At 67.1% G+C, this 26,519-nt stretch carries 27 protein-coding genes; 17 read left to right on the top strand and 10 right to left on the bottom strand.

What is annotated here, in order from left to right; all coding sequences use genetic code 11:
* Positions 1–44 precede the first annotated feature (44 nt).
* The 3 genes from DIE16_RS22695 to DIE16_RS22685 all read left to right on the top strand — a co-directional run bounded on the left by DIE16_RS22695 (position 45) and on the right by DIE16_RS22685 (position 3,084).
* On the top strand, positions 45–1,256 hold the full coding sequence (locus tag DIE16_RS22695) for a benzoate/H(+) symporter BenE family transporter (protein ID WP_044846441.1): 1,212 nt from the start codon (positions 45–47) through the stop codon (positions 1,254–1,256).
* Positions 1,257–1,424: 168 nt separating this feature from the next.
* A complete protein-coding gene (gene tal / locus DIE16_RS22690; RefSeq protein WP_044846440.1) occupies positions 1,425–2,378 on the top strand; it encodes a transaldolase in 954 nt (317 codons plus the stop codon).
* 250 nt (positions 2,379–2,628) lie between these two features.
* Positions 2,629–3,084 (top strand): VOC family protein, encoded by a 456-nt coding sequence (locus DIE16_RS22685; RefSeq protein WP_124487186.1) that lies wholly within the window; start codon positions 2,629–2,631, stop codon positions 3,082–3,084.
* A 90-nt stretch (positions 3,085–3,174) separates the two neighbouring features.
* Here the strand turns inward: DIE16_RS22685 and mctP are convergent, their stop codons facing one another.
* The 3 genes from mctP to DIE16_RS22670 form a co-directional block, all read right to left on the bottom strand.
* The gene (gene mctP / locus DIE16_RS22680; protein WP_044846438.1) at positions 3,175–4,725 is read right to left on the bottom strand and encodes a monocarboxylate uptake permease MctP; all 1,551 of its coding nucleotides are present in this window, start codon (positions 4,723–4,725) and stop codon (positions 3,175–3,177) included.
* Entirely contained in the window at positions 4,722–4,964 is a 243-nt protein-coding gene (locus DIE16_RS22675) for a DUF3311 domain-containing protein (RefSeq protein ID WP_011657556.1), read from the bottom strand. The genes mctP and DIE16_RS22675 overlap by 4 nt, the downstream gene beginning before the upstream one ends.
* Positions 4,965–5,162: 198 nt before the next feature.
* Positions 5,163–6,080 carry a spermidine synthase gene (locus DIE16_RS22670; RefSeq protein WP_124487185.1) on the bottom strand — a complete coding sequence of 306 codons (918 nt, stop codon included), beginning with the start codon at positions 6,078–6,080 and terminating at the stop codon, positions 5,163–5,165.
* A 148-nt stretch (positions 6,081–6,228) separates the two neighbouring features.
* Between DIE16_RS22670 and DIE16_RS22665 the strand changes: the two genes are divergently transcribed.
* The 4 genes from DIE16_RS22665 to DIE16_RS22650 all read left to right on the top strand — a co-directional run bounded on the left by DIE16_RS22665 (position 6,229) and on the right by DIE16_RS22650 (position 9,404).
* A complete protein-coding gene (locus DIE16_RS22665; RefSeq protein WP_044846436.1) occupies positions 6,229–6,483 on the top strand; it encodes a hypothetical protein in 255 nt (84 codons plus the stop codon).
* A 325-nt stretch (positions 6,484–6,808) separates the two neighbouring features.
* Complete coding sequence (locus DIE16_RS22660) at positions 6,809–7,171, top strand: type II toxin-antitoxin system RelE/ParE family toxin (RefSeq protein WP_044846435.1); 363 nt, start codon at positions 6,809–6,811, stop codon at positions 7,169–7,171.
* The gene (locus DIE16_RS22655; protein ID WP_039319579.1) at positions 7,168–7,491 is read left to right on the top strand and encodes a helix-turn-helix domain-containing protein; all 324 of its coding nucleotides are present in this window, start codon (positions 7,168–7,170) and stop codon (positions 7,489–7,491) included. Before DIE16_RS22660 ends, DIE16_RS22655 begins: the two co-directional genes overlap by 4 nt.
* 110 nt (positions 7,492–7,601) lie before the next feature.
* Complete coding sequence (locus DIE16_RS22650) at positions 7,602–9,404, top strand: alkaline phosphatase (protein WP_124893454.1); 1,803 nt, start codon at positions 7,602–7,604, stop codon at positions 9,402–9,404.
* Positions 9,405–9,406: 2 nt separating this feature from the next.
* Here the strand turns inward: DIE16_RS22650 and DIE16_RS22645 are convergent, their stop codons facing one another.
* The gene (locus DIE16_RS22645) at positions 9,407–9,595 is read right to left on the bottom strand and encodes a hypothetical protein (RefSeq protein WP_124521597.1); all 189 of its coding nucleotides are present in this window, start codon (positions 9,593–9,595) and stop codon (positions 9,407–9,409) included.
* On the opposite strand from DIE16_RS22645, the gene DIE16_RS22640 reads away from it, so the two are divergent.
* Entirely contained in the window at positions 9,594–10,289 is a 696-nt protein-coding gene (locus DIE16_RS22640; RefSeq protein ID WP_039319584.1) for a mobilization protein, read from the top strand. The genes DIE16_RS22645 and DIE16_RS22640 overlap by 2 nt on opposite strands.
* Positions 10,290–10,364: 75 nt before the next feature.
* Complete coding sequence (locus tag DIE16_RS22635; RefSeq protein ID WP_124487181.1) at positions 10,365–11,168, top strand: hypothetical protein; 804 nt, start codon at positions 10,365–10,367, stop codon at positions 11,166–11,168.
* Between the two features lie 35 nt (positions 11,169–11,203).
* On the opposite strand, the gene DIE16_RS22630 is transcribed toward DIE16_RS22635, so the two are convergent.
* The 4 genes from DIE16_RS22630 to DIE16_RS22615 all read right to left on the bottom strand — a co-directional run bounded on the left by DIE16_RS22630 (position 11,204) and on the right by DIE16_RS22615 (position 15,805).
* A complete protein-coding gene (locus tag DIE16_RS22630) occupies positions 11,204–11,680 on the bottom strand; it encodes a DNA-deoxyinosine glycosylase (protein WP_044846432.1) in 477 nt (158 codons plus the stop codon).
* Positions 11,680–12,279, bottom strand: coding sequence for a chorismate lyase (locus DIE16_RS22625; RefSeq protein WP_044846453.1), 600 nt, complete (start codon positions 12,277–12,279; stop codon positions 11,680–11,682). The genes DIE16_RS22630 and DIE16_RS22625 overlap by 1 nt, the downstream gene beginning before the upstream one ends.
* A gap of 8 nt (positions 12,280–12,287) precedes the next feature.
* Positions 12,288–14,186 (bottom strand): molecular chaperone HtpG, encoded by a 1,899-nt coding sequence (htpG, locus tag DIE16_RS22620; protein ID WP_124893453.1) that lies wholly within the window; start codon positions 14,184–14,186, stop codon positions 12,288–12,290.
* A 158-nt stretch (positions 14,187–14,344) separates the two neighbouring features.
* A complete protein-coding gene (locus tag DIE16_RS22615) occupies positions 14,345–15,805 on the bottom strand; it encodes a PLP-dependent aminotransferase family protein (protein WP_124487178.1) in 1,461 nt (486 codons plus the stop codon).
* 230 nt (positions 15,806–16,035) lie between these two features.
* Here DIE16_RS22615 and DIE16_RS22610 point away from each other — a divergent pair, with 230 nt between their 5' ends.
* From DIE16_RS22610 to DIE16_RS22580, 7 genes are all read left to right on the top strand, one after another.
* On the top strand, positions 16,036–16,728 hold the full coding sequence (locus tag DIE16_RS22610; RefSeq protein ID WP_124487177.1) for a VOC family protein: 693 nt from the start codon (positions 16,036–16,038) through the stop codon (positions 16,726–16,728).
* Positions 16,729–16,783: 55 nt separating this feature from the next.
* Positions 16,784–17,692, top strand: coding sequence for a DMT family transporter (locus DIE16_RS22605; RefSeq protein ID WP_006752871.1), 909 nt, complete (start codon positions 16,784–16,786; stop codon positions 17,690–17,692).
* 152 nt (positions 17,693–17,844) lie between these two features.
* Positions 17,845–19,026: a PLP-dependent aminotransferase family protein gene (locus DIE16_RS22600; RefSeq protein ID WP_124487176.1), complete on the top strand. Its 1,182-nt coding sequence runs from the start codon at positions 17,845–17,847 to the stop codon at positions 19,024–19,026.
* Positions 19,027–19,076: 50 nt separating this feature from the next.
* Positions 19,077–19,535, top strand: a complete 459-nt coding sequence (locus DIE16_RS22595; protein WP_039319604.1) for a RidA family protein — start codon at positions 19,077–19,079, stop codon at positions 19,533–19,535.
* A 13-nt stretch (positions 19,536–19,548) separates the two neighbouring features.
* Entirely contained in the window at positions 19,549–20,430 is an 882-nt protein-coding gene (locus DIE16_RS22590; RefSeq protein WP_124893452.1) for a PhzF family phenazine biosynthesis protein, read from the top strand.
* A 220-nt stretch (positions 20,431–20,650) separates the two neighbouring features.
* On the top strand, positions 20,651–22,990 hold the full coding sequence (locus DIE16_RS22585; RefSeq protein ID WP_124487174.1) for an EAL domain-containing protein: 2,340 nt from the start codon (positions 20,651–20,653) through the stop codon (positions 22,988–22,990).
* A gap of 207 nt (positions 22,991–23,197) precedes the next feature.
* Positions 23,198–24,406 (top strand): chromate transporter, encoded by a 1,209-nt coding sequence (locus DIE16_RS22580; protein ID WP_124487173.1) that lies wholly within the window; start codon positions 23,198–23,200, stop codon positions 24,404–24,406.
* A 43-nt stretch (positions 24,407–24,449) separates the two neighbouring features.
* Here the strand turns inward: DIE16_RS22580 and DIE16_RS22575 are convergent, their stop codons facing one another.
* Positions 24,450–24,896, bottom strand: coding sequence for a multidrug/biocide efflux PACE transporter (locus DIE16_RS22575; protein ID WP_124521589.1), 447 nt, complete (start codon positions 24,894–24,896; stop codon positions 24,450–24,452).
* Positions 24,897–25,009: 113 nt separating this feature from the next.
* Between DIE16_RS22575 and DIE16_RS22570 the strand changes: the two genes are divergently transcribed.
* Entirely contained in the window at positions 25,010–25,894 is an 885-nt protein-coding gene (locus DIE16_RS22570) for a LysR family transcriptional regulator (RefSeq protein WP_124893451.1), read from the top strand.
* A 67-nt stretch (positions 25,895–25,961) separates the two neighbouring features.
* Here DIE16_RS22570 and DIE16_RS22565 read toward each other — a convergent pair whose 3' ends face one another.
* Positions 25,962–26,420 carry a CopD family protein gene (locus tag DIE16_RS22565; protein ID WP_044846424.1) on the bottom strand — a complete coding sequence of 153 codons (459 nt, stop codon included), beginning with the start codon at positions 26,418–26,420 and terminating at the stop codon, positions 25,962–25,964.
* Positions 26,421–26,519 lie beyond the last annotated feature (99 nt).

The following is a 26,519-nucleotide window of genomic DNA, read 5'->3' as shown; positions in this document are numbered from 1 at the left end:
GCAGACACGAAGGCCGCGTCCAGGCGGCCTCCCCCGGAGATAGCATGAACCCTTCGCCCACCGCGAGCGCTGGCCGCGCCGGCGGCCGCCGCTTTTTCACCGATACGTCCGTCTCGGCGCTCGTCGCCGGCTTCGTCGCGATGATGACGGGCTACACGAGCTCGCTCGTGCTGATGTTCCAGGCCGGCCGCGCCGCGCACCTGACCGACGCGCAGATCTCGTCGTGGATCTGGGCGCTGTCGATCGGCATGGCGCTGACGACGATCGGCCTGTCGCTGCGCTTTCGCGCGCCCGTCGTGGTCGCGTGGTCGACGCCCGGCGCCGCGCTGCTGATCGCGTCGCTGCCCGGCGTACCGTATCCCGAAGCCATCGGCGCGTTCGTCGTGTGCGCACTGCTGCTGACCGCGGTCGGCCTGAGCGGGCTGTTCGACACGCTGATGCGGCGCATTCCGGCCGGCATCGCTGCCGCCCTGCTCGCGGGCATCCTGTTCGAGATCGGCATCGAGATCTTCCGCGCCGCGCAGTTCCAGACCGCGCTCGTGCTCGCGATGTTCTTCACCTACCTGATCGTCAAGCGGCTCGCGCCGCGCTACGCGATCGTCACGACGCTGCTCGTCGGCACCGTGGCGGCCGGCGGCCTCGGTCTGCTCGACTTCAGCCGCTTCCACATCGCGCTCGCGCAACCCGTGTTCACGATGCCCGCGTTCTCGATCGCGTCGATCGTCAGCATCGGCATTCCGCTGTTCGTCGTCGCGATGGCGTCGCAGAACGTGCCGGGCATCGCGGTGCTGCGCGCGGACGGCTATTCGACCCCGTCGTCGCCGCTGATCGCGTCCACCGGCCTCGCGTCGCTGCTGCTCGCGCCGTTCGGCTCGCACGGCGTGAACCTCGCGGCGATCACCGCGGCGATCTGCACGGGCCCCGAAGCGCATGAGGATCACGCGAAGCGCTACACGGCCGCCGTGTGGTGCGGCACGTTCTACCTGATCGCCGGGATCTTCGGCGCGACGATCGCCGCGCTGTTCGCGGCACTGCCGAAGGCGCTCGTCGTGTCGGTCGCCGCGCTCGCGCTGTTCGGCTCGATCATGAGCGGGCTCGCGAACGCGATGCAGGACGTGAAGCAGCGCGAAGCCGCGCTCGTCACGTTCATGGTCACCGCGTCGGGTCTGACGCTGTTGTCGATCGGCTCGGCGTTCTGGGGCCTCGTCGCGGGGATCGTCACGCAGGTGATCCTGAACGCGCGGCGCCCCGCGTGATGCGGCGCGACGCCCGCCACGGCAGGCGCCGGACCCGCCAAAACGTGCCCGACACGAATCGGGCCTAAAATGATGGATCGAAGGCGGCGCCCGGCGCCGCCTCGCTTCGCCGCCGCGCTCGCGCGGCCCGTGAGAACCCGGCGCGCCGCGCCCTTCTTCCGAATCGCCATGACTACCGCACTCGACCAGCTGAAGCAGTACACGACCGTCGTCGCCGACACGGGCGATTTCCAGCAGCTTGCGCAATACAAGCCGCAGGATGCGACCACGAACCCGTCGCTGATCCTGAAGGCCGTCCAGAAGGACGCGTACAAGCCGATCCTCGAGAAAACCGTCCGCGATCATCGCAACGAAAGCACCGATTTCATCATCGACCGCCTGCTGATCGCATTCGGCACCGAGATCCTGAAGCTGATTCCGGGCCGCGTGTCGACCGAGGTCGATGCGCGCCTGTCGTTCGACACGCAGCGCTCGATCGACAAGGGTCGCGAACTCATCGCACTGTACGAGGCCGCCGGCGTCGGCCGCGAGCGCATCCTGATCAAGCTCGCGTCGACGTGGGAAGGCATTCGCGCGGCCGAGGTGCTGCAGAAGGAAGGGATCAAGTGCAACATGACCCTGCTTTTCTCGCTCGTGCAGGCCGCCGCGTGCGCGGAAGCCGGCGCGCAACTGATCTCGCCGTTCGTCGGCCGCATCTACGACTGGTACAAGAAGCAGGCCGGCGCCGACTGGGATGAAGCGAAGAACGGCGGTGCGAACGATCCGGGCGTGCAGTCGGTGCGCCGCATCTACACCTACTACAAGACGTTCGGCTACAACACCGAAGTGATGGGCGCGAGCTTCCGCACGACGAGCCAGATCACCGAGCTCGCGGGCTGCGACCTGCTGACGATCAGCCCCGATTTGCTGCAGAAGCTGCACGACAGCACCGAAACGGTGGCGCGCAAGCTGTCGCCGGACGCGCTGCAGGACAAGCCGACCGAGCGCGTCGCGATCGACGAGGCATCGTTCCGCTTCCAGCTGAACGACGAAGCGATGGCGACCGAAAAGCTGTCCGAAGGCATCCGCGTGTTCGCCGCCGATGCGGTGAAGCTCGAGAAGCTGATCGACGGGCTGCGCTGAACCACGCCGCACCTGACGTGACGGCCGGCAGTTGAACTGTCAGCAACCCTGACAACAGCCGTCAGCAGCGTGACGAACGGCCGCGAACCGCGTGTTCGCGGCCGTTTTTATTTTTCATTCCATCGTCAGACGCGCGCACTACAATCCACGTCACGAGTGCGCCGGCCGCATCCCGGCGTGCTCTTCCCGGTCAATCTTGGAAGTACCCGCGCCGGCACCGACACGCCGGCCCGGTCAACAGGAGACAACGATGCAAGTCCAACCGTATCTGACGTTCTACGGCCGCGCGGAAGAGGCCCTTCAGTTCTACGAAAAGGCGCTCGGCGCGAAGACGATGTTCAAGATGCGCTTCAAGGATGCGCCGCCGAATCCCGAACACGCGATCACGCCCGAGATGGCCGACAAGGTGATGCATGCGAGCTTCACGATCGGCGACTCGATGATCATGTGCTCGGACGGCGACTGCAGCCAGCCGGCCGGCGCCGCGCACGCCGGCTATTCGCTGTCGCTGAACCCGGCGACGGTCGAGGAAGGCCAGAAGCTGTTCAATGCGCTCGCCGACGGCGGCGAAGTGACGATGCCGTTCGGCAAGACGTTCTGGGCGCTCGGCTTCGGGATGGCGAAGGACCGTTTCGGCGTGCACTGGATGGTCAACGTCGAAGACCTGTCGCAACGCGAGGATCTCGTGAAACGCGCGCAGGGCTGACACCCGCGAAAACGCCCGCCACTTCGCAGTGACGGGCGTCGTTGCCGCTGCGCGATGCGCGGCCCGCGACACGCGGCCGCGCCGCCCGCATCAACCCTCGACGACGTCGAGATAGTCCTCCGGCCGCGTGCGATCCTCCGCATGCGCCATGCCCATCGCGCGCACCAGCACGCTCACCGCCACCGCCACCACCAGGTTCACGACCAGCGACCACACGGCCGCGTAGCCGGGAATCGCGAGGCCGAACAGGTGGATCGTGAAGATCGAGCTCGCGAGCTTCAGCGACACCGCCATCCACGTGCCGCACACGATGCCTGCCGCCCAGCCGGCCAGCAGGCCGCGATGGTCGAGCAGCCGCGTGTAAAGGCCGAGCACGATCGCGGGCAGCGTCTGGATGATCCAGATCCCGCCGAGCAGCTGCAGCTGGATCGCATAGGTGAGCGGCAGCCCGAGGATGAACGCGACCGCGCCGACCTTCACGATCAGCGACGTGAGCTTCGCGACGTGCGTCTCCTGGTCGTGCGTCATGTCGCGGTTGATGAACTCGCGGTGGATGTTGCGCGTATAGAGGTTCGCGGCCGCGATCGACATGATCGCCGCCGGCACCAGCGCGCCGATGCCGATCGCCGCGAACGCGACGCCGACGAACCACGACGGGAAATACTCGAGGAACAGCGCGGGCACCGCGAAGTTCGGGCCGAACGCCTTGAAGTACGGCGCGTACTGCGGCATGTCCTTCACGCCCGCTGCAAGCGCCATGTAGCCGAGCAGCGCGAGCAGGCCGAGCACGAACGAGTACGCGGGCAGCATCGCCATGTTGCGGCGGATCGAGTTGCCGGACGACGACGACAGGATCGCCGTGACCGAGTGCGGATACAGGAACAGCGCGAGCGCCGAGCCGATCGCGAGCGTCACGTACGCGCTGTAGCCGTTCAGGCTCGCCGCGTCCGGCGCCTTCAGCAGCAGCTTCGCGGGCGGCACGCTCGCGAAGATGTGGCCGAAGCCGCCGAGCTTCGCCGGGATCACGATGACCGCCGCGGCGATCGTGATGTAGATCAGGATGTCCTTCACGATCGCGATCATCGCGGGCGCGCGCAGCCCCGACGTGTACGTGTACGCGGCGAGGATCGCGAACGCGATGATCAGCGGCAGGTCGCCGACGAAGCCCGTCGTGTCGAAGCCGAGCGCGCCGATCACGACTTCGATGCCGACGAGCTGCAGCGCGATGTAGGGCATCGTCGCGAGGATGCCCGTCACCGCGATCGCGAGCGCGAGCATCCGGCTGCCGTAGCGTGCGTTCACGAAGTCGGCGGCCGTCACGTAGCCGTGACGCTTCGCGATGCTCCACAGCTTCGGGAACACGACGAACGCGAACGGGTAGATCAGGATCGTGTACGGCAGCGCGAAGAAGCCCATCGCGCCGGCGCCGAACACGAGCGCGGGCACCGCGACGAACGTATAGGCCGTGTAGAGGTCGCCGCCGAGCAGGAACCAGGTGACGATCGTGCCGAAGCGGCGGCCGCCGAGGCCCCATTCGTCGAGATGGGCGAGATCGCCGCGCCGCCAGTTGGCGGCCAGGAAACCGATGATCGTGACACCGATGAACAGGAGCACGAAAACGAAGGTCGCGCCGAGATTCATCGCGCACCTCCCTGCGGGCCGCTCGCCTTCCACGCGTTCTTGGTCTTGAAATAGACGAACGCGGTAATCACCGCGCTAATGAAGACCCAAAGGAGCTGGTACCAGTAGAAGAACGGAAATCCGAACCATTGCGGTTCGATCTTGCTGTACGACGGTACCCACACCATCGCGATCAGCGGTAGTACCAGCAGCCAGAGCCAGCGCTTGGCGGCCCGATTGGCGTCGGCATCGTGAGCCATGACGTCTCCTCATCTTTCCCGGTTATCGATCTTGTCAAGCGGGTGCGGCGGCGAGAGGAGCGGCAAAACGGGTAAGCTGCGGCTCCCCTGGCTTCGCGCCAGTATAGGAGCCGCGAACGCGCGGTCAAGCGGGGGCGAACCCGAGGTGATCCGCCCCCAGTCATGCGGTTGCACCGGCATGCGGCCGGCGCATGAGCGTCAGATCGCGAACGAGGATTCGCGTGCGCCGATCGTTTCTTTCAAAGCTTTCACCCACTTGCGCGCGGGCAGCTTCAGCGTGTCCTCGATCAGTTTCGCGCGGGCTTCCAGCTGCGCGAACGACACGTCGAGCGCGGGGCCCGAGAACGCGATCGCGATCCGGTTGCCGTCGTGCACTTCGGGCAGCGCGATCACGCGATGGTCGAACGCCGCGTTCAGGTGCTTCATGTTGCGCACGAAGCTCGGATGGTCGCCGAACAGGTTGATCGTCGCGATGCCCGCGTCGGCGAGGCAGCCGCGCACCGCGCGGTAGAACGCGACGCTGTCGAGCACCGGGCCGCGTGCGGTCGCGTCGTACAGGTCGATCTGCAGTGCGCCCGTCGTGCCGCGGTTGGCCGGATCGTTGACGAAGTCCCACGCGTCGGCTTCGTGCACGACGAGGCGTGCGTCGTCGGGCGGCAGCGCGAACATCGTGCGTGCGGCGACGATCACGGCCGGGTTCAGTTCGACGGCCTCGACCTTCGCGTGCGGCAGGAAGCGGTGCGAGAACTTCGTCAGCGCGCCGGTGCCGAGCCCGAGCTGGACGATCCGCTCGGGCGTTTCGAGGAACAGCAGCCACGCCATCATCTGCTGCGCGTATTCGAGCTCGATGGCGAGCGGCTTCGAAATCCGCATCGCGCCCTGCACCCATTCGGTACCGAAGTGCAGGAAGCGCACGCCGCGCTCTTCCGAGAACGTGACGGGCGCGAAGCGCGGCTTGCGCGGTGCGTCGAGGACGGGCACGTCGTCGTGTTCGTCGATCTCCGGGCGGCGCTTCACGCGCGGCGGCTGGAGCTGTTCGGAGCCGTTGTAGGCGGACGGCTTGCGTTTTTTGAACGCGCGCGCCTCGGCGGACGCGCGCTTGATCAGTCGGGTCATGATTGAATCTCGCTGGGTGACGCTGGATGAGCGGACGAGAGGATAGCATTGGTGGCAGCGGGAACCGTACCGAACGCCTGGTGATGCACGACTTCGACTTCACCGCGCCGTTGGCGCTACGCCGCGTTCATTGATCGAAGGAGGACGCATGACCTCGAACGGCAAGAAGATCTGGTTTCCCGCGAAGCGCTACGGCTGGGGATGGGGTTTGCCTGTCGCATGGCAAGGTTGGGTCGTGCTGCTGCTGTTCGCGACCGGGATCATCGCGAGCGCGTGGCTGGTGCCGCCGCACCAATCGCCGATCGCATACGGTGCCTGCATCGTGGTACTGGTCGCGCTGCTGACTGCCGTTTGCTGGCTCAAGGGCGAGAAGCCCGGGTGGCGATGGGGCAAGGACGATTGATCGTCCGGCGCGACACGCACGCACGTACGATCGCCGTTCTTCGGCAACGAACAACCCGCTTCCCGCCGTCATCGCCCCAAATCGATCGCCCTCTGTCGAACGGCTGAATTGCCCCGGCCTCCCCGCGACGCAAAGATGTGAAGGAACGGCCATCGGCCGGAAGATCACGCGCGCGCTCGCCTTCGTCAACACGCACCGCGGTGCCGCCGGCATCGCCCGTCGGCGTTCACCTCCAGCCTGCCCCGCCCTCACACCGCATGCGAACGGTCGCACCGGGTTCCTGCGCGCACCTTGAAAATATACCCAAATAGGGATAAATTCATCGATGGATCCGTACATCAAACCGCTGTATTGGCTCGGCTCGGCGCGCAAGGACCTCAAAGCGATGCCCGAAGCCGTGCAGGACACGTTCGGTTATGCGCTCTATCTGGCGCAGACCGGACGCAAGCACGAGCAGGCGAAACCGTTGCGAGGGTTCGGATCGGCCGGCGTGCTCGAGATCGTGGAATCGGAAGACAACGGCACGTACCGCGCCGTCTACACGGTGAAGCTCGGGAGCAGCGTCTACGTGCTGCACTGCTTCCAGAAGAAATCATCGTGCGGCATCGCGACGCCGAAGCCGGACGGCGATCTCGTCCGCGCACGCCTGAAAGCAGCCGAAGCACACGCACAAGGAGCAAGACGATGATCGAAATCGAACCGGGCAGCGGGAACGTCTACGCTGATCTGGGCATGCGCGATGCCGACGAAATGCGCGTGAAGGCTCAACTCGCCGCCAAGATCGCGGAGATCATCAAGGCACGCAAATGGACGCAGCAGCAGGCGGCCCGGTTGCTCGGCATGACGCAGCCGAAGCTGTCGAACATGCTGCGCGGGCAGTTTCGCGGCGTGAGCGAAACGAAGATGCTCGAATGTCTGGCGAAGCTCGGACGCGACGTGCAGATCGTCGTCGGGCCTGACCGTCAGTCCGAAGTCGAAGGGCACATCGAAGTCGTATTCGCCGCCTGACGGCAACGTCGTGCCGATGTTCCGGATTGCAGGGCGAGCGACGCGATCGCGTACTGCTGCGTCGCGACGCTCCTCTCCTGGCATCCTTGGTATGTCGATCGGGAGTATCGATGGATCGCCGCCATTTCCTCAAGTCGTCGACCTTTTTCACGGTTGCGGCAGCCACCGGTACGCTCGTCGTTCCGCTGTCGGCCCGATCTGCCGGCACCGTGCGCAAGGGCAGGTATCGGTTCCCGCAAGGCGTCGCCAGCGGTGATCCGCGCGATCGCTCCGTCGTGTTCTGGACGCGCTGCGTGCCCGTCGCCGAGAACGCGCGGCACCGCGCGAAAGGCGTCGCGCACACGATCCCGTTACGACTCGAAGTATCGACGCGGCCGGATTTCTCGACGCTCGTCGCCAGCGTCCCGTTGGGAGCACGCGCCACCTATGACTTCACCGTGCGCGCGAAGGTAACGCAGCTCGCACCGAATCTCACGTACCACTACCGGTTCGTCGCCGGCGGCGACGTGAGTGCCACCGGCGTCGCGCGCACGGCTCCGGATGCCGACGAGGCCAACCACCGCGTTCGCTTCGCATGGCTCACCTGCCAGGACTGGAGCATCAATCACTGGCAAGCCATGAGCCTGCTGGCAGCCGAAAGCGATCTCGATTTCGTCGTGCATGTGGGCGATTACATCTATGAGACGGCTGGGGCCTCGAGACCCGGCACGGTCGAGGCGGCGCACCCGCCGCTGCGCCTGCCTGACGGAAAGCCGCTCGCCGATGGCCGCGTGTATGCCGATACGCTCGAAGACTATCGGACGCTCTATCGCACTTATCGTACCGACGCGCGCTTGCAGACGCTGCACCAGCGCCTGCCGATGATCGCGATATGGGACGACCACGAATTTTCCGACGACTGCTGGCAGGATCACCAGGTCTACACCAACGAGGAAAGGCAGGAGACGCAGCGCCGCCGCAACGCCAGTCGCGCGTGGGCGGAGTACATGCCGGTGGACTGGAGCGACGTGCGCTTCGAACCGGACAATCCGTCGTACACCAACATTCGTATCTATCGCGAATTTCGCTTCGGCACGCTGATGCATCTCGTGATGACGGACGAGCGGCTGTATCGCGACGACCATGTCGTCAGCGAGGCGTCTGTCGCGCGTACACGCGGGCACGACCCGGTCAACGGCGACGACGCAGCCGGCTCGCGCTACTTCGTCAACCAGGGTGTGCTGCAGCGCCTGGAGGCGCAGGCTGCCGCGCAGCTTGGTCGCGCGCCGTCGATGCTCGGCCCGGAGCAGACGCAATGGTGGAAGGCCACGATGAAAGGTTCGCCCGTGACCTGGAAGGTGTGGGGCAACGAGGTGATGTTGAACCGTCTGTGGGCCGTGATGCCAGGCGCGCCGCAGACACCGGCAGCACGCCTCGTGGTCGATTGCGACGCATGGGACGGCTATCCGGCGCACAAGCACGAACTGCTCTCATACCTGAACGAGCAGGGAATCCGCAACGTCGTCGCGATCAGCGGGGACCTGCATGCGTTTCAGTGCGGCGTCGTGCGGGACGACCCCGACCCTGCAAAAGGCACGCCCGTGGCCGTCGACTTCGTCTGCGCAGGCATCAGCAGCGCGTCCTTCTATTCCTACCTGAAAGCCGCATGGAGCGGCACGCCGTTTGCATCGCTGGCCTCCACCCCGGCCAAACTCGACACCTTCCTGACGACGAACAACCCCGATCTGCGCCACGCCGACCACGACGCACAGGGCTATGCGTCAGCCACCGTCACGCCGGAGCTTTTTTGCGTGGTGTTCAACAAAGTGAGGCCGCTGAACCCGGACGGCACCGCGCCCGCGGAGGCCCTGCTCGACCGCACGCGGGTGACCGTGCCCAAGGATTCGGTCGAGGTGCGCGTCGAGCGCTTCTAGGTTCACGCTTCAGAGATGGCGCATGCTGGCGCTGCCATTTTGTTCAGTTTGACATCGGCGTCGATCAGACAGCATGCTGCTGTCGCACCTGCATTTTCTTTCGACGTGACCTGATACGCCGTAACGTCATCGAAGCCTGCCAACATCCGTTCCGGCCATACCGGCTCCATCACACGGGATTTCGTAATCATGAGTCACATCCACTTCATCGGCGGGGAAAAAGGCGGCGTCGGCAAATCGCTCGCCGCCCGTGTGCTGGCCCAGTATTTCATCGATCGGAGCGTGCCCTTCATGGGCTTCGATACCGACCGATCGCACGGCGCGCTACTGCGGTTCTATGCCGATTTTGCCGCGCCTGCCGTGCTCGACCAGCATGACAGCCTCGATCCGGTCATGGAATCGGCGCTCGAAGATCCGCAGCGGCGCATACTGGTCGACCTCGCGGCCCAGACGCGGCAGTCGCTCGCAAGATGGCTCGACGATTCGGACGTGCTGGATTTTGCCGAAGAACACGGCCTCACGTTGACGTGGTGGCACGTGATGGACACCGGACGCGATTCGGTCGATCTGCTGCGGCATTGGCTCGACGAATTCGGTGGACGCATCAGGCTGGTGCTGGTACTGAATGAAGTCCGCGGCGATCGCTTCGAGATTCTGGAGGCGTCCGGCGAACGCGAGCGGGCCGAGGCCCTCGGCGCCAGCGTGATTACGCTGCGCCGCCTGCCCGACACGACGATGCAGAAGATCGATCGTCAAAGCGCGAGCTTCTGGGCGGCGGTCAATCATCCCGACCGCGCCGCCACGGGGCTCGGCTTGCTGGAGCGGCAGCGCGTCAAGGTCTGGCTGCATCGTACTTATGAGGAGCTGGGTACGCTCGCGTTGTAGTGCGGGCCCCTGCGACGGCGCGGAGGGTGCGGCGCGTTGCCGGAATGGCTCATACACGGAAACCTGGAGGTTGCGATGGCCGATCACGACAGACTGCATCCACTCCGTCCGTTCCTGAAGAATTGGGTTTGGGAGCACGGCCGAATCGGGACGCGCTATCTCGACTGCGTCGATGGCGAAATCAAGTTCGATGCAGGCAAGAAATCGCATTTCGCTGCCGAGAAATATATCTACGTGCCGCTGGGCATGAACACTGACGACGACGCATCCGCGGAGGGTCCTGCGATCCACGAGGAAGGACTTGCCCGCTTTTTGCGGGCTGCGCAACTAGGCACGCCAGGGGAAGCCGGTTCTGTAGCGGAGGTTCAGCGCGCGGTGCAGGACTGCGTGGAGATCGGCCTGTTCAGCGCGTATCAACGGGAGGCTCGACAGGCGTTTGCCCGCTACGCGCAGGAAGCCATGTTCGACGACGAGATCCGCGCGGCGGTTGTCGACGACATCCGTCGAATTTACGTCGCCATGCGAGAGCAGCTGGCGCTGTACGATTTCAGTGTGCTCTACGGCTTGCCCACGCCGCTGCTGATCAGCGACACACCGTTCATCGACTGGCGCGTGAGCGCCAGTCCGGCACTTCCGTTCGTATCGCTTCCGCTGGGACCTTACTGCCTGCTGGTAGGCGCGCCGTCGGGCAGGAGTAGCCGAATCGGCCCGGTGGTCTGGAAGGCCGCTGCCGCGATGGGTCCGTTGAAGGACCACAACCGCCGGATCGAGGAGCACGCACGTCTGTGGCTGGTGGCGACCACCGACGACCAACTCGTCGCTGCACAAGGTCGCATTGCCGCGGCCAGGGGCGCCAGGCACCTGCCGCCGCCCACCTAATACCGCTTCACCGAATCCTCGGAATCCGGCGCGCCTCAGGTGCGAAGGGCGCGCCAGAGCACCAGTTTCTGTTCGAACGACAACGTCGCATTCGCCGGACTCGACGAAGGCAACACGAGCGTTTCATAACCCGCCGCGCCGATCACATCGGCAAACCGCCCTGCCGTCTTGCCGTTGAAGCAGACTTTCTTCAGCAACGGCGCGTGCTCGCGCAACGAAGCAAAGTCGTTCGGCTTCGCATTCCGGATCGCCGAATCGAGACTGCCTTTGCGATGGCATGCATCGAGCACGTCCCAGATGCCGATGCCGTGCGCAAGCACGCGTTCGAGCCGCGCGTCATACACGAGTTCGTGCAGCCCGGGTTCGCCGAGCACCGCACCGAGCAACCGCCAGAACTGGTTGCGCGGATGCGCGTAGTACTGCGCGGCATCGAGCGACGCCTCGCCCGGAAAGCTGCCGAGAATCATCGTATGCGTATGCGGCCCGACGACCGGCGGAAAGCCTTGCAGCATCACGCTGCTCCGCGCGGTCCGACGGAGCGCGGCCCGTCGCCGTGCGCATCGAGATGGCGCCACAGCGCGGGCAGCATGCATTCGGTGACCATCAGCGGCTTGCCGCGCCGCTGGAACACCGAGCGCCGCGCGGCGAACGCATGCGGCGCGCGCACGCCCGCGCCGAGCGCATGGCTCGCGAGCGCATACAGCGGATGACCTGCGATCACGCGCCGGCTGACGAGCGCGGAGCGCTCGACCTGCGGATCGCTGTACAGCAGCTCCGCGAGCGGCCGCGTGCGCAGCCGCCGCATCGCCTGCCACACGCCCTTGCTGGCCGCGAGCGGCGCGATGCTGTGCGCGGCGACGTACGGCGTGCCGTCGACCGACAGGATCACCTCGCGAACCCACATCGGCGCGCGCGGCGCACTGTCGAGCGCGTCCGGCTCGTCGAACCACGGACAGTCGACGGCCTCGCGCGTCACGCGCACGCTCACGCTGCCAAGCCGCGCGAGATGCGCGGTCAGCGAACCGCCGCGCGTGAGCCAGTCGCGCTGGTCGAGCGTGCAGCCGGGCCGGGGCGTGTCGCGCCAGCCCGCCCGTGCGCCGTCGAATCGCATTCGCGTGTTCACGCGGTGCGCGACAGCAGCAGCGCGTTGGTCCGCTTCACGAAGCTCGCCGGATCGTCGAGCATCCCGCCTTCGGCCAGCAACGCCTGGTCGAACAGCAGATGGCACCAGTCGCCGAAGTTGGCGCTATCGGCGTTCAGCTGCTTCACCAGCGCATGCTCCGGATTGATTTCGAGGATCGGCTGCATCGCCGGCGCGTTCTGGCCGGCCGCCTTCAGCATCCGCTGCAGATAGCCGCTCATGTCGTTGTCGTCGGCGACGAGGCACGACGGCGAATCGGTCAGGCGGAACGTGACGCGCACTTCCTTCACCTTGTCGCCGAGCGCTTCCTTCATCTTCTCGACGACCGGCTTGATTGCCTCGCCCGCCTGCTCCTGCGCCTTCTTTTCCTCGTCGTTCAGCTCGCCGAGGTCGAGATCGCCGCGCGCCACGCTCGCGAGCGGCTTGCCGTCGAACTCGTGCAGGAACGACAGCATCCATTCGTCGACGCGATCGGTCAGCAGCAGCACCTCGACACCCTTCTTGCGGAACACCTCCAGGTGCGGGCTGTTCTTCGCGGCCTGCCACGTATCGGCGGTCACGTAGTAGATCTTGCTCTGCTCGGGCTTCATGCGCGACACGTAGTCGGCGAGCGACACGTCCTGCGCGTCGGTGTCGCCGTGCGTCGACGCGAAGCGCAGCAGCTTCGCGATGCGCTCGCGGTTCGCGTGATCCTCGCCAAGGCCTTCCTTCAGCACCTGGCCGAACGCGCTCCAGAACGTCTTGTACTTCTCCTTGCCGGCATCCTCTTCCGCGTTCGCGAGCTCCTCGAGCATCGACAGCGCGCGCTTGGTCACGCCTTCGCGGATCGCCTTCACGTCACGGCTTTCCTGCAGGATTTCACGCGATACGTTGAGCGGCAGGTCGGCCGAATCGACGACGCCCTTCACGAAGCGCAGGTATTGCGGCAACAGCTGCTCGGCGTCGTCCATTATGAACACGCGCTTCACGTACAGCTTCAGGCCGCCGCGGTAGTCGCGGTTCCACAGGTCGAACGGCGCGTGCGCCGGCACGAACAGCAGCTGCGTGTATTCGCTGCGGCCCTCGACGCGGTTGTGGGTCCACGTGAGCGGATCCTGGTGGTCGTGCGCGATGTGCTGGTAGAACTGCGTGTACTGCTCGTCGGTGACGTCGCTCTTCGAACGCGTCCACAGCGCGCTCGCCTGGTTGACCGTCTCGTCCTCGTCCTTCAGGACCATCTCGCCCTTTTCCTGATCCCACTCTTCCTTCTGCATCAGGATCGGCAGCGCGATGTGATCGGAATACTTCTGGATGATCGACTTCAGGCGGTGCGACGACAGCAGCTCGTCCTCGCCTTCGCGCAGGTGCAGCGTGATCTTCGTGCCGCGCTGCGCGCGCTCGATCGCGTCGATCGTGAAATCGCCCTCGCCCGCGCTTTCCCAGCGCACGGCTTCGTTCGCCGGCAGGCCGGCGCGGCGCGTCTCGACGGTGATCCTGTCCGCGACGATGAAGCCCGAGTAGAAGCCGACGCCGAACTGGCCGATCAGCGCCGCATCCTTCTGCTGGTCGCCGGACAGCTTCGTGAAGAATTCCTTGGTGCCCGAACGCGCGATCGTGCCGAGGTTCGCGATCGCCTCGTCGCGGCTCATGCCGATGCCGTTGTCCTCGATCGTGATCGTGCGTGCCGCCTTGTCGAAGCCGATGCGGATGCGCAGGTTCGGATCGTTCTCGTACAGCGCGTTGTCCGCGAGCCCTTCGAAACGCAGCTTGTCGGCCGCGTCGGACGCGTTCGACACCAGTTCGCGCAGGAAGATTTCCTTGTTGCTGTAGAGCGAATGAATCATCAGGTGGAGGAGTTGCTTGACCTCTGCCTGAAAGCTCATCGTTTCGTGTGCCATGGATGCTGTTTCCTCTTACTTGAACTTGAATGGTGTAGCGCGGGTGCGCCGGCGCGCGATGCCGGCGGGCCCGTCAAGGACGACCGCCTGGCGCAGGCGGTTTGCGCGGGTATCTGGGGACGGGCGAGCGGATTTCAAGGGCGGCGTGCCGCCCGGCGTCACGACGCGCGCCGCGCCGCCGATTCGATATAGCGCGCGAGAAACCCCGGCAGCGCCGGATCGCCGCAGTTCGCGACATTGAAGCGCGTCCATGTCGACGACGACTGCTGCGGCGAGAACAGGCTCCCCGGCGTCAGCAGGAAGCCTTCCTCGTGCGCGGCGGCCGCGAGCGCATCCGAATCGACGCCCGTGTCGGCCCACAGGAACATCCCGGCCGCCGGCATCGTGAAGAGCCGCAGCCCGGTACGCTCGAGCATCCGCGCGGTCTTGTCGCGCACGCCGTCGAGCCGCGCGCGCAGCCGCTCGACGTGGCGCCGGTAGTGCCCTTCGGTCAGGATCTTGTACAACACGCGCTCGTTGAGCTCCGGCGTCGTCATCCCGACCAGCATCTTCTGGTCGGTGACCGCCTTCGCGATCTCCGGCGCGCAGGCGACATAGCCGACCCGCAAATTCGCCGCGAGTGTCTTCGAATAGCTGCCCAGGTAGATCACGCGCTTCAACTGGTCGAGGCTCGCGAGCCGCGTGGCCGAATAGCTCGGGGGGCACAGGTCGCCGTACACGTCGTCCTCGACGACGAGGAAATCGTACGCCTCCGCGAGCTTCAGGATCCGGAACGCCTGCGCGGCCGACAGCGACGTGCCGGTCGGGTTCTGCAGCACCGAATTGATCACGAGCATCTTCGGCCGCCACATCTGCACGAGCGTTTCCAGCGCGTCGAGATCGGGGCCGTCGGGCGTATAGGGCATCCCGACCAGTTGCGCGCCCTGCGACGCGAAGCGGCCGAACATCTGGAACCACGCGGGATCGCCGACGATCACCGCATCGCCGGGACGCACGTAGATCCGCGAGATCAGGTCGATCGCCTGCGTGATGCCCGACACCAGCACGAGCTGCTCGGGCTTCGCGCCGATCTCGACTTCCGCGAGCCGCGTCTGCAGCTGCTGGCGCAGCGGCAGGAAACCCTGCGCGGTGCCGAAACCGAGCATCTGCGCGCCGGACTGGCGCCCGAGCGCGCGCAGCGCACCGGTGATCAGCTCGCCGTCGAGCCAGCGGCCCGGCAGGTAGCCGAGACCCGGCCCTTTTTCCGGGCTGGCGGTATGCAGCATGTTGCGCAGCAGCCAGACCACGTCGATCGTGTTGTGCACCGGCGCGGCCTCGGCCACGCGCACCACGTTGTCGGCCGGCAGCGGGCCGGTGGCCGTGCGCTCGCGCACGTAAAAGCCCGAGCCGCGCCGCGAGTCGAGGTAGCCCTGCGCGACGAGCCGTTCGTACGCTTCCACCACGGTGAAGCGCGACACGCTCTTGTCGAGCGCGAGCTTGCGGATCGACGGCATCCGCATGCCGGGCCGGAACACGCGTTCGTCAATGCGGCGCCGCGCCCACTGGACGAGCTGGTCGACGAGCGTGAGCGTGGCCGTATCGTGCGGCGCGGGAATCTGGGCGAGTGGGACGGTGGACATGGGCGGCGGCTCCAACTGTACCGAAGGCTATCGCGCCGATTGTACCGTTACTGTGCCGGTGCCGACGATTACAGTTGACCGGAATGGCGATCGTGCGGCCGCCGTTCCGGCCCTGCCGTATGCGGCGCAGCCCCGTCCGGCCTGCATTCGCGGCCGGGCACCGGCCGGCCGCCCAACCGTCCCGCGCGTCGCCCGCCCACCATGACACTTTCGCTTCCCGACCGACGTTCATGCCAGCCCGCTCCCTGACCCTCGACCATCTCGTGATCGCCGCGCGTACGCTCGACGAAGGCGTGCGCCACGTCGCCGACGCGCTCGGCATCGAACCGGCCGGCGGCGGCCGCCATCCGCTGATGCGCACCCACAACGCGCTGTTCGGCGCGTGGGGCGGGCTGTACCTCGAAGTGATCGCGATCGATCCCGACGCGCCCGCGACAGGCGACGACGCCACGCCGCCGCGCGCGCGGCTGTTCGGCCTCGACGATCCGGCGATGCACGCGCGGCTCGCGCAGGGCCCGTTCCTCGCGCACTGGGTCGCGCGCGTCGACCGCCCGCGCCGGCTCGCGCTGTGGCAAAGCCAGTACCCGACGCGCATCGCGCCGGTCGTCGCGATGCGGCGCGGCGACCTGAGCTGGGGCCTCACGGTGCCCGACGACGGCGCGTTCCCCGCATGGCACGGCGCCGGCGACGGCCTCGTGCCGTCGCTGATCCAGTGGGACAGCCCGCGCCATCCGGCCGAATCGCTGCCGGACAACGGCGTCGCGCTGCAGGCGCTCAAGGGCGTCCACCCGCGTGCGGATGCCGTCCGCGAGCAGCTCGACTGGCTCGGCGCCGGCCATATGCTCGACCTCGACACCGGCGACGGCCCGCCGGCGCTCGTCGCCGAATTCGACACGCCGCAGGGCGCACGCACGCTGCGCTGACCGCCCCGGCGCCCTTTCGATTACCCGAACCCTGCAATACGGAGACACCCAGTCCATGAATTCGCGCGAAACCCGGGGCATGCTGCTCGGCCTCATCGGCGTGATGATCTTCAGCCTCACGCTGCCGATGACGCGTATCGTCGTCTCCGAACTCAACCCGCTGCTGAACGGGCTCGGCCGCGCGCTCGCCGCGTCGGTGCCGGCCGGCCTGCTGCTGTGGTGGCGCCGCGAACGGCTGCCGACCCGCGCGCAACTGAAAAGCCTCGCGGTCGTGTCGGCCGGCGTGATCATCGCGTATCCGGTGTTCTCCGCGTGGGCGATGAAGACCGTGCCGGCGTCGCACGGCGCGGTCGTCAACGGCCTGCAGCCGCTGTTCGTCGCGCTGTACGCGGCGTGGCTGTCGCATGAACGGCCGTCGAAGGCGTTCTGGGCCAGTGCGCTGGCCGGCAGCGCGCTGGTGATCGCGTTCGCGCTGCGCGACGGCGGCGGGACGGTGCAGGCCGGCGACGCGCTGATGCTCGTCGCGGTCGGCATCGGCGCGCTCGGCTATGCGGAAGGCGCGCGCCTCGCGCGCCAGATCGGTGGCTGGCAGGTGATCTGCTGGGCGCTCGTCGTGTCCGCGCCGTTCCTCGTGCTGCCGGTCGGCTGGCTCGCATGGACGCAGCACGTCGCGCACCCCGCCCCGCTCGCGCTGCGCACGTGGCTCGCGTTCGGCTACGTGACCCTCTTTTCGCAATTCATCGGCTTTTTCGCGTGGTACGCGGGGCTCGCCATGGGCGGCATCGCGCGCGTCGGCCAGGTGCAACTACTGCAGATCTTCTTCACGATCGCCTTTTCCGCGCTGCTGTTCGGCGAAACGGTGACGCCGTCGACCTGGCTGTTCGCGGCCGCCGTGATCGCGACCGTGATGCTCGGCCGGCGCTCGGCGGTGGCCACGGCCCCGCGTCCCGCTCGCGCCGGTTGATGAGGTGCGCCATAATGTCCGTTTTGCCTGAACGGTTTTGCCCACCCGGCCGCGACGGCCCGATCGCGCTCCCGCACGCCCACCCGGCTGCGTCGACGCAATCTGCCTGACCGACCTTTCTTGACTGACCACGATATCCGAACGAGGAGACTATGAATCCGAGCGACCTGCATCCGCCGCACTGGCAGCTTTCCGAACGCGCCCGCAAGCTGACGAGCTCTGCGATCCGCGAGATCCTGAAGGTCACGGAACGCCCCGAGGTCATCTCGTTCGCAGGCGGCCTGCCCGCTCCCGCGACGTTCCCGGCCGAGCGCATGCGCGCCGCGGCCGACCGCGTGCTGCGCGATGCGCCCGCGGCCGCACTCCAGTACAGCGCGACCGAAGGCTACCTCCCACTGCGCGAATGGATCGCCGAGCGCTACAGCGTGCGCGTGTCGCAGGTGCTGATCACGACCGGCTCGCAGCAGGCGCTCGACCTGCTCGGCAAGGCGCTGATCGATCCGGACAGCCCGATCCTCGTCGAAACTCCGACCTACCTCGGCGCGCTGCAGTCGTTCTCGCTGTACGAGCCGCGCTACGTGCAGGTGCCGACCGACGAGCAGGGCCTGCTGCCCGAAGGCCTCACGCCCGCGCTCACGCAAGGCGCGCGCCTCCTGTACGCGCAGCCGAACTTCCAGAACCCGACCGGCCGCCGCCTGCCCGTCGAGCGCCGCCGCGCGCTCGCCGCGTTCGCGCAGTCGAGCCCGTTCCCGGTGCTGGAAGACGACCCGTACGGCGCACTGAACTACCAGGGCGAGCCGCTGCCGACGATGCTGTCGATGGCGCCCGACCATATCGTGCACCTCGGCACGTTCTCGAAGGTGCTCGCGCCGGGCCTGCGGATCGGCTACATCATTGCCCCCGAGGAACTCCACTTCAAGCTCGTGCAGGCCAAGCAGGCCACCGACCTGCACACGCCGACGCTCACGCAGCGCATCGCGCACGAAGTGATCAAGGACGGCTTCCTCGACGAGCACATCCCGACGATCCGCCAGCTGTACGGCGCGCAATGCGAGGCGATGCTCGCGTCGCTCGCGCGCCACATGCCGGAAGGCGTCACGTGGAACCGCCCGGACGGCGGCATGTTCATCTGGGTGAACCTGCCCGCGCAGATCGACAGCATGAAGCTGCTCGAGGCCGCGGTCGCCAACCACGTCGCCTTCGTGCCGGGCGCGCCGTTCTTCGCGAACGACCCGCAGCAGAACACGCTGCGCCTGTCGTTCGTGACGGTGCCGCCGGAGAAGATCGAGGAAGGCGTCGCGCGCCTCGGCAAGCTGCTGCGCGAGCGTCTCTGATCCGCTTTTTCCCTGTCACGACTCTCTACGATCCACGAGGAATCGAATCCATGGCTAACGTCTACGACAAGCTGAAGTCGCTCGGCATCGAGCTCCCGACCGCCGGCGCACCGGCCGCCGCCTACGTGATGAGCGCGCAAAGCGGCAACACCGTCTACCTGTCGGGCCACATCGCAAAGAAGGACGGCAAGGTCTGGGCCGGCAAGCTCGGCGCCGACCTGCAGACGGAAGACGGCAAGGCGGCTGCGCGCGCGATCGCGATCGACCTGCTCGCGACCCTGCACGCGCACACGGGCGACCTGAACAAGGTCACGCGCATCGTGAAGCTGATGAGCCTCGTCAACTCGACGCTCGACTTCACCGAACAGCACATCGTGACGAACGGTGCGTCGGAACTGATCGCCGAGGTGTTCGGCGACGCCGGCAAGCACGCGCGTTCGGCGTTCGGCGTCGCGCAAATTCCGCTCGGCGCGTGCGTCGAGATCGAACTGATCGCCGAAGTCGCGTAACGGGGGCATCGAGGTGACCGGTCGTCTCGTCCGCTTCAAGCAGGTCGACGTGTTCACGTCGGTGCTGTTCAAGGGCAACCCGCTCGCCGTGGTGTTCGACGCCGACTCGCTCGGCGACGACGCCATGCTCGCGATCGCCCGCTGGACGAACCTGTCGGAAACCACGTTCGTCTGCACGCCGACCGATCCGGACGCCGACTACCGCGTGCGGATCTTCACGACGGCGGGCGAGCTGCCGTTCGCCGGCCACCCGACGCTCGGCACCGCGCATGCGTTCCTGGAAAGCGGCGCGCGGCCGCGCACGCCGGGCCGGCTGGTCCAGCAATGCGGGGTCGGCCTGGTCGAACTGCGCGAACAGGCCGATGGCTGGGCATTTGCCGCGCCGCCGGCACGGTTCACGCCGCTCGACCGTTCGGACTACCCGGCACTGGTGGCCGCGTTGCGCAGCGACGCGATCGACCTGGAAGCCGAGCCGTGCGCGATCGACAACGGCGCGCCGTGGCTGGTCGTGCGGCTGAAGTCGGCCGACGCGTGCATCGGCCTGGCGCCCGATCCGGCCGCGCTGGAGGCGCTCACGCGCCGCTACGGCACGGACGGCCTCGCGGTCTACGCGCCGCATGCCGAAGGCGGTCCCGCGACCTTCGAAATCCGCTGCCTGATGACGGGCGGCGACTTCGGCTTCGGCGAGGACCCGGTCACCGGCAGCGCAAACGCCGCGCTGGCCGGGCTGCTGACGCGGCAGGAACGCCGCCCCAGCCAGTCGTATACGGCCCGCCAGGGCACGGCGATCGGCCGCGACGGCCGCATCTTCGTCAGCTATGCCGAAGACGGCACCACGTGGATCGGCGGCCACGTCGTCACGGTCGTCGACGGCACCTTCCGGTCCCCCGTGTAACATTTCGCGATGTGCGATGGCGCCGGCCCGGCCGGCGCCCTACGATTCCCCCGGCTATCGCAAAAACGTTCCAGCCAGTAATATCGGGCCTAATCCGTCGCTTCGGCGGGTCTGTCCATGGTTGCGCATCCCGCGTACGAACAGACGCCGGTGCGACCCCAACCATAGCCGGCCATCCCGACGCGGGATGGCGCACGCGAGCAGGACGCCGCCCTCTTCGATGAGCTCCGCCCGGTCAAACCACCCGCCGCCGAACCGGCCGCTACGCGCGCCACGCAAGTCGCGCCGGCGCGCGCTGTTCGCGATCCCGCTGCTCGGGATGCTCGCGCTCGCGCTGCTGTGGGCCGTGATCATCGCGCGGCTGTCGGTCGAAAAGGACAGCGCGTACAAGGAAGCGGCGGCTTCCGCGGCGATCCTGTCGTCCGCGCTCGAACAGCACACGGTCAAGGCGATCCACCAGGTCGACCAGATCACCCGCTTCGTCAAGTTCGAATTCGAGAAATCGCCCGCGCGCTTCAACCTCGCGAGCACGGTCGAAAAAGGCGTCGTGCCGAGCGACACGCTGATCCAGGTTTCGCTCGTCAACGCGAAGGGCATCCTGTTCGCGAACACGGCCGAACTCCACCCGAAACCGATCAACCTGTCCGACCGCGAGCACTTCAAGGTCCACCTCGCGCACAACGACGATCGCCTGTACATCAGCAAGCCCGTGCTCGGCCGCGTGTCGAGCCACTGGACGCTGCAGATGACGCGGCGCCTGAACAACCCGGACGGCAGCTTCGCCGGCATCGTCGTGGTGTCGGAAGACCCGAGCTACTTCACGAACGACTTCTACAACAACGCGGCGATCGGCAAGGAAGGCGTGATCTCCGTCGTGTCGGATACGGGTGCCGTGCTCGCGCGGCGCACCGGCTCGCTCAACAACGCACCGGGGGCGTTCTCCGCATCGGGCGTCTACCCGATCGCCGAGCGCGTCACGGGCACGATCATCGACCCGATCGACGGCGTCACGCGCATCGTGTCGTACCGCCACCTCGACGGCTACCCGCTCGCCGTGATGGTCGGGCTGTCGCAGACCGAGGAATACGCGGACTACTACCATACGCGCAACGTCTACCTGCTGATGACGAGCTTCATCACGCTCGCGATGCTCGCGTTCTTCGGCGTCGCGACGGGGCTGATCGGCAAGCTGCTCGGCCGCGAGCGCGAGATGACCCAGCTCGCCGAATACGACCTGCTCACCGGCCTCGCGAACCGCTACGCGACCCTGCGCGGGCTGCGCAACGACGTGTCGATGCCGGCCAGCCTGTCGCGGCTCGGCCTGCTGTTCATCGACCTCGACAACTTCAAGACCGTCAACGACACGCTCGGCCACAACGCCGGCGACATCGTGCTGCAGATGACCGCGTCGCGCCTGTCGGATGCCGTCGGCGACGAAGGCTCGCTCGCACGGATCGGCGGCGACGAGTTCGTCGTCGTGATGAAGGGCGACGACGTCGAACGGCGCGCGGTGCGGCTCGCGGAAGCGATCATCCGGATGTTCGGCGAGCCGTTCGACGTGCGCGGCAGTTCGTTCGTGCTGCATGCGAGCATCGGCATCGCGCTGCACACCGTCGCGAACGAAAGCGAAATCGACCTGCTGAAGAAGGCCGACCTCGCGATGTACAGCGCGAAGGATGCGGGCAAGAACTGCTACCAGTTCTACGCGCCGCACCTGTCGCATCGCGCGGATCACCTGATGCGCTGGGAACAGCAACTGCGCGTCGCGCTCGCCGACGGGCAGCTGTTCCTCGCGTACCAGCCGAAGATCGACCTGACGCACCGCACGATCACCGGCTTCGAGGCGCTCGCGCGTTGGGATCACCCCGAGCACGGGGTCATCTCCGCGAACGAATTCATTTCGATCGCCGAATCGACGGGCCTGATCGTGCCGATCGGCGACTTCGTGATCCGCACCGCGTGCGAACAGATCGCGCGCTGGCGCGACGACGGTCACGACACGCTGACGCTCGCGGTCAACATCTCGCCGGTACAGTTCTGGCGCGGCGACCTGATCGAGACGATTTCGCAGGCGCTGCAGGACACCGGCATCGACGCGAACCGGCTCGAGCTCGAGATCACCGAGACCGCGATGATGGAATATCCGGAGCTCGTGTCCGAGAAGATCGTCGCGTTGAAGAAGCTCGGCATCCGGATCGCGCTCGACGACTTCGGCACCGGCTACTCGTCGCTGTCGTACCTGCACCGCTTCTCCGTCGATACGTTGAAGGTCGACCGCTCGTTCGTGCAGGCGATCCCGAACGATCGCAGCGTGTGCGTGATGGTGTCGTCGATCGTGCATCTCGCGCGCTCGCTCGGCCTGACGGTCGTCGTCGAAGGCACCGAAACCGAGGAGCAGATCGCATGGCTGTCCGCGCTCGGCGAGATCGAGGCGCAGGGCTTCCTGTTCTCGCGCCCCGTGCCGGCCGACGCGATCCCCGCGCTGATCGCGCGCTTCGGCGTGCGCGGCAACCGGCCGAACGTCCTCGCGCACCGCGCGACCGGCAGCACCGGCGCCTGAACCCGCAACCTGCAACCCGCACGGCCCATGTTGCGCGGCACATCGATCATTTCGGCTTCCGATGCGGTTGTTTAGTTCATTTACTAGCGTTTTCGCGCATGGCAGTGTCATGACTCGCGGCGGACAATCGGGAGGGCCATCGTGTCGGCGGGCCGCCGGCACGTCCCTATGCGCGAGACCAGGCCCGGCGCCAACCGCAACACCATCATGACCACCGTCGAAGTCGAAGCGGCCGAACGTGTCGAACAGGCACAGGCATCCCTGTGGGCCTTGTTCAAGGTCGTCGCCGGCATTTCCGCGCTGTCGTGGGGCGGGCTTTCGATGATGGCGCAGCTCGAACGCCACTACGTCGAGCGGTGGCAGCGCATCGAGCCGCACGTATTCGCCGATTTCGTCGCCCTTGCATGGCTTGTGCCAGGCCCCGTCGGCTGTAATGTCGCCGTGCAGGTCGGCCAGACGCTGCACGGCCGCGCAGGCGCCTGGGTCGCCGGCATCGCGAGCGTCCTTCCGTTCTCCGTGCTGATGACGCTGTTTGCGATCTTCTACCGCACGCCGGTCGTGCGCTCGCTGGCCGCGCCGGTGCTGATCAATCACTTCGGGATGGTGCTTGCCGCGCTGATCGGCGTCACGTGGGTCAAGCAGTGGCGCGCGCTCGCGCGCACGCGGCTCGAACAGGTGATCGCCGCGCTGTCGACGATTCTGCTCGCTTTCGCGCATAGTCCGGCCGCTTTCGTCGGGATTCTTTTCGCGGCGTTTGCAGCTGGCTGGCTCACCGGGCCGCCGCAACACGCCACGGTCGACGTCACGCTGTCGAAACGCGACCGCAACCTGCTCGTGCTGCTGGCCGTACTCGTCGCGGTATTCGCACTGCCGCTGCCCGGCGACTACCAGGAGACGCTGCTGTGGCCGCGGCTCGCCGGCGCCGGCATGACGCTGTTCGGCGGCGGCTTCTCCGCGCTGCCCGTGCTCAAGACGCTGTTCGTGTCGCCGGCCACCGGCATCTCCGATCGCGACTTCACGCTCGCGTTCGCGCTGTCGCCGGTGGCGCCCGGCCCGCTGCTGAACGTCGTGCCGTTTCTCGGCTACCTGACCGACGGCTGGAGCGGTGCGCTGCTCGCGACCGCCGCGCTGTTCATTCCGTCGGGATGTCTCGTCGTGTTCGCGCAGAACCATCTGTTCCGGCTCAAGCGCCATTCGCGCTTCGAGCACGGGATGCGCCTGCTGCGCGCGGCGACGACGGGCTTTCTCGTCGTCGCCGTCGTGAAGATCCTGCATCGCGAACCGGCCGATCCCGTCTATTGGCTCACGGGCGCCTTCGCGACGCTGTGCTTCACGCGCTTCAAGGTGCCCGTGTATGCCGTCTACGGTGCGGTCGCGATCGCATGCGGCGTGTGGCTGTGGGCCGTCGCCCACTGACGGCCGGCCCCGGTCGCCGCCCCCGCCGCCGGACGCTTGCCGCTCAGCCCGCCGGTACCGCGACGCGGCGTGCGGCCCAGCGTGCGCGCAGCGCGTCGTACGCGAGGTTGAAGCAGAACGTGTAGGGCAGGAAGAACAGCACGATGCCGAGGTCGAGCAGCAGCGCCTCGACGAGGCTCACGTTCAGCCACCACGCGGCGACCGGCACCACCATCGCGACGAGGCCGAGCTCGAACAGGACCGCATGCGCGATCCGCATGCCGAGCGTGCGCGTGAGGCCCGCCCGCCGCTCGAAGCGGTCGAACAGCGTGTTGAACGTCATGTTCCAGGCCATCGCGATCAGCGACACCATCACCGTCAGCACGCCGACGTGCGACACCGGCATGTCGAGCAGCCACGCACCGATCGGCGCGCACAGCGCGATCGCCACCAGCTCGAACGTCAGCGCATGAACGAGACGTTCCGTCACCGTTTTGTTGATCTGTTTCATGGTTCCCTCCGATGCGTTCGTACAATCCATGCCGGCCATTTTGATCGGCAAAACCGCGTGAATCCAGTTTGATATCATCGGTTTTACCGATATAAAACCCTGAGGTTCGCCGCATGCGCCACGCCCCCGAAGCCCTGCTCGCCTTCGCCGAAGCCGCGCTGCTCGGCTCGTTCACGGCCGCCGCCCGCAAGCTCGGCAAGCGCCAGTCGACCGTGTCCGAAGCGATCGCGAACCTCGAGATCGATCTCGGCGTGCAACTGTTCGACCGCTCGACGCGCGCGCCGACGCTGACCGATGCCGGCCGCGCGCTGCTCCCGCAGGTGCAGCGCGCGCTGGAGGCCGGCGCGGCAATCGACCGCACCGCCGCGCGGCTCGCGCAGGGCGAGGAAGCGCGGCTGACGCTCGTCGTGTCCGACACGTACCAGTCGAAGCGTTACGAGGAAACCTTGATGGCGCTCGAGCGGCGCTTTCCGGCGCTCGAGCTCGAATGCCAGATTGCCGAGCACGAGGACGTACTCGACCTGATCCAGCAGGGTCGCGCACAGCTCGGGCTGATGGCCGCGCGCGCGGTCTATCCGCCGGATATCGGCGCGGCGACGGTGGCGGAAGAGTCGGAGATCGGCCTGTTCGTCGGGCGCACGCACGCGCTGGCGGCCTATGGCGACGCCGACGTGCCGCATGCGGCGCTGCGCGACGCGCGCGAGCTGCGCCTCAATACGTATGTGAAACCGGAGGATCGCGGCGCTGCCGACCGGATCGTCGTCGGCACGCAGCGCTGGCTCGCGCCGAGCTACCTGATGCTCCTGGAGATGGCGGTGCTGGGGTTCGGCTGGGCCGAGCTGCCGCGCTGGATGGTCGAGCACTTCGCGCGCGATCGGCTGTGCGAACTGCACTCGCGCGGCTGGCCGCGCCGCGTGCGGGTCGATGCCGTGTGGTCGCGCAACCGGCCGCTCGGCCCGGCCGGCGCGTGGCTGCTCGACGCGATGCTGGCCGCGTAGCGGCGCGCGGCACCGCGCCGGCGGCGGGTGCCGAACGGCGCCGCTAAATCAGACGCCGGCGAGGCGATCAGAAGCCGCGCGACAGCACGGCCGCGCCGATCGTCACGACGCCGAGCACGAGGTTGACGACGACCAGCAGGCGCACCGTGTTCACCGCGCGCGCACCGTCCGGCCAGTTCTGCGCCTGCACCGCGCGGCGGATGCGCGGGAACAGCGCGAAGCGGATATGGCCGAAGATCAGCATCATCACGACGCCGAGCCCCGCCATCGCATGCAGCGTCCACGTCGCGTGCGCGCCGCCGAAGGCCGTGAGCAGGAAACCGCCGGACAGCAGGATCACGATCACCGAGCCCGACACCCAGTTGAAGAAGCGGCCGAACACGCCCTCGATCAGCGGCAGCCGCAGCTGTGGCGTCAGGTCGGACAGCGCCGGGCGCAGGCAGAAGTGCGCGAAGACCATCCCGCCCACCCACACGGCGACGGCCAGCAGATGAAGAAACAGCGCGACGGCAACAGCGTGGGACATGGCGGCAATCCTGTTATGAGTTGAGTGCAACGAACAGCCGCGTCACGCGCGGTCTCGAGCGACGTTCGACCGGCGGACCGCCGGTCGGTTCAGACCCCC

Origin of the sequence: Burkholderia sp. Bp9090 (genome assembly GCF_003857985.1) — a bacterium.
Taxonomy (GTDB): domain Bacteria; phylum Pseudomonadota; class Gammaproteobacteria; order Burkholderiales; family Burkholderiaceae; genus Burkholderia.
This window is presented reverse-complemented; position numbering and strand designations above follow the sequence as displayed.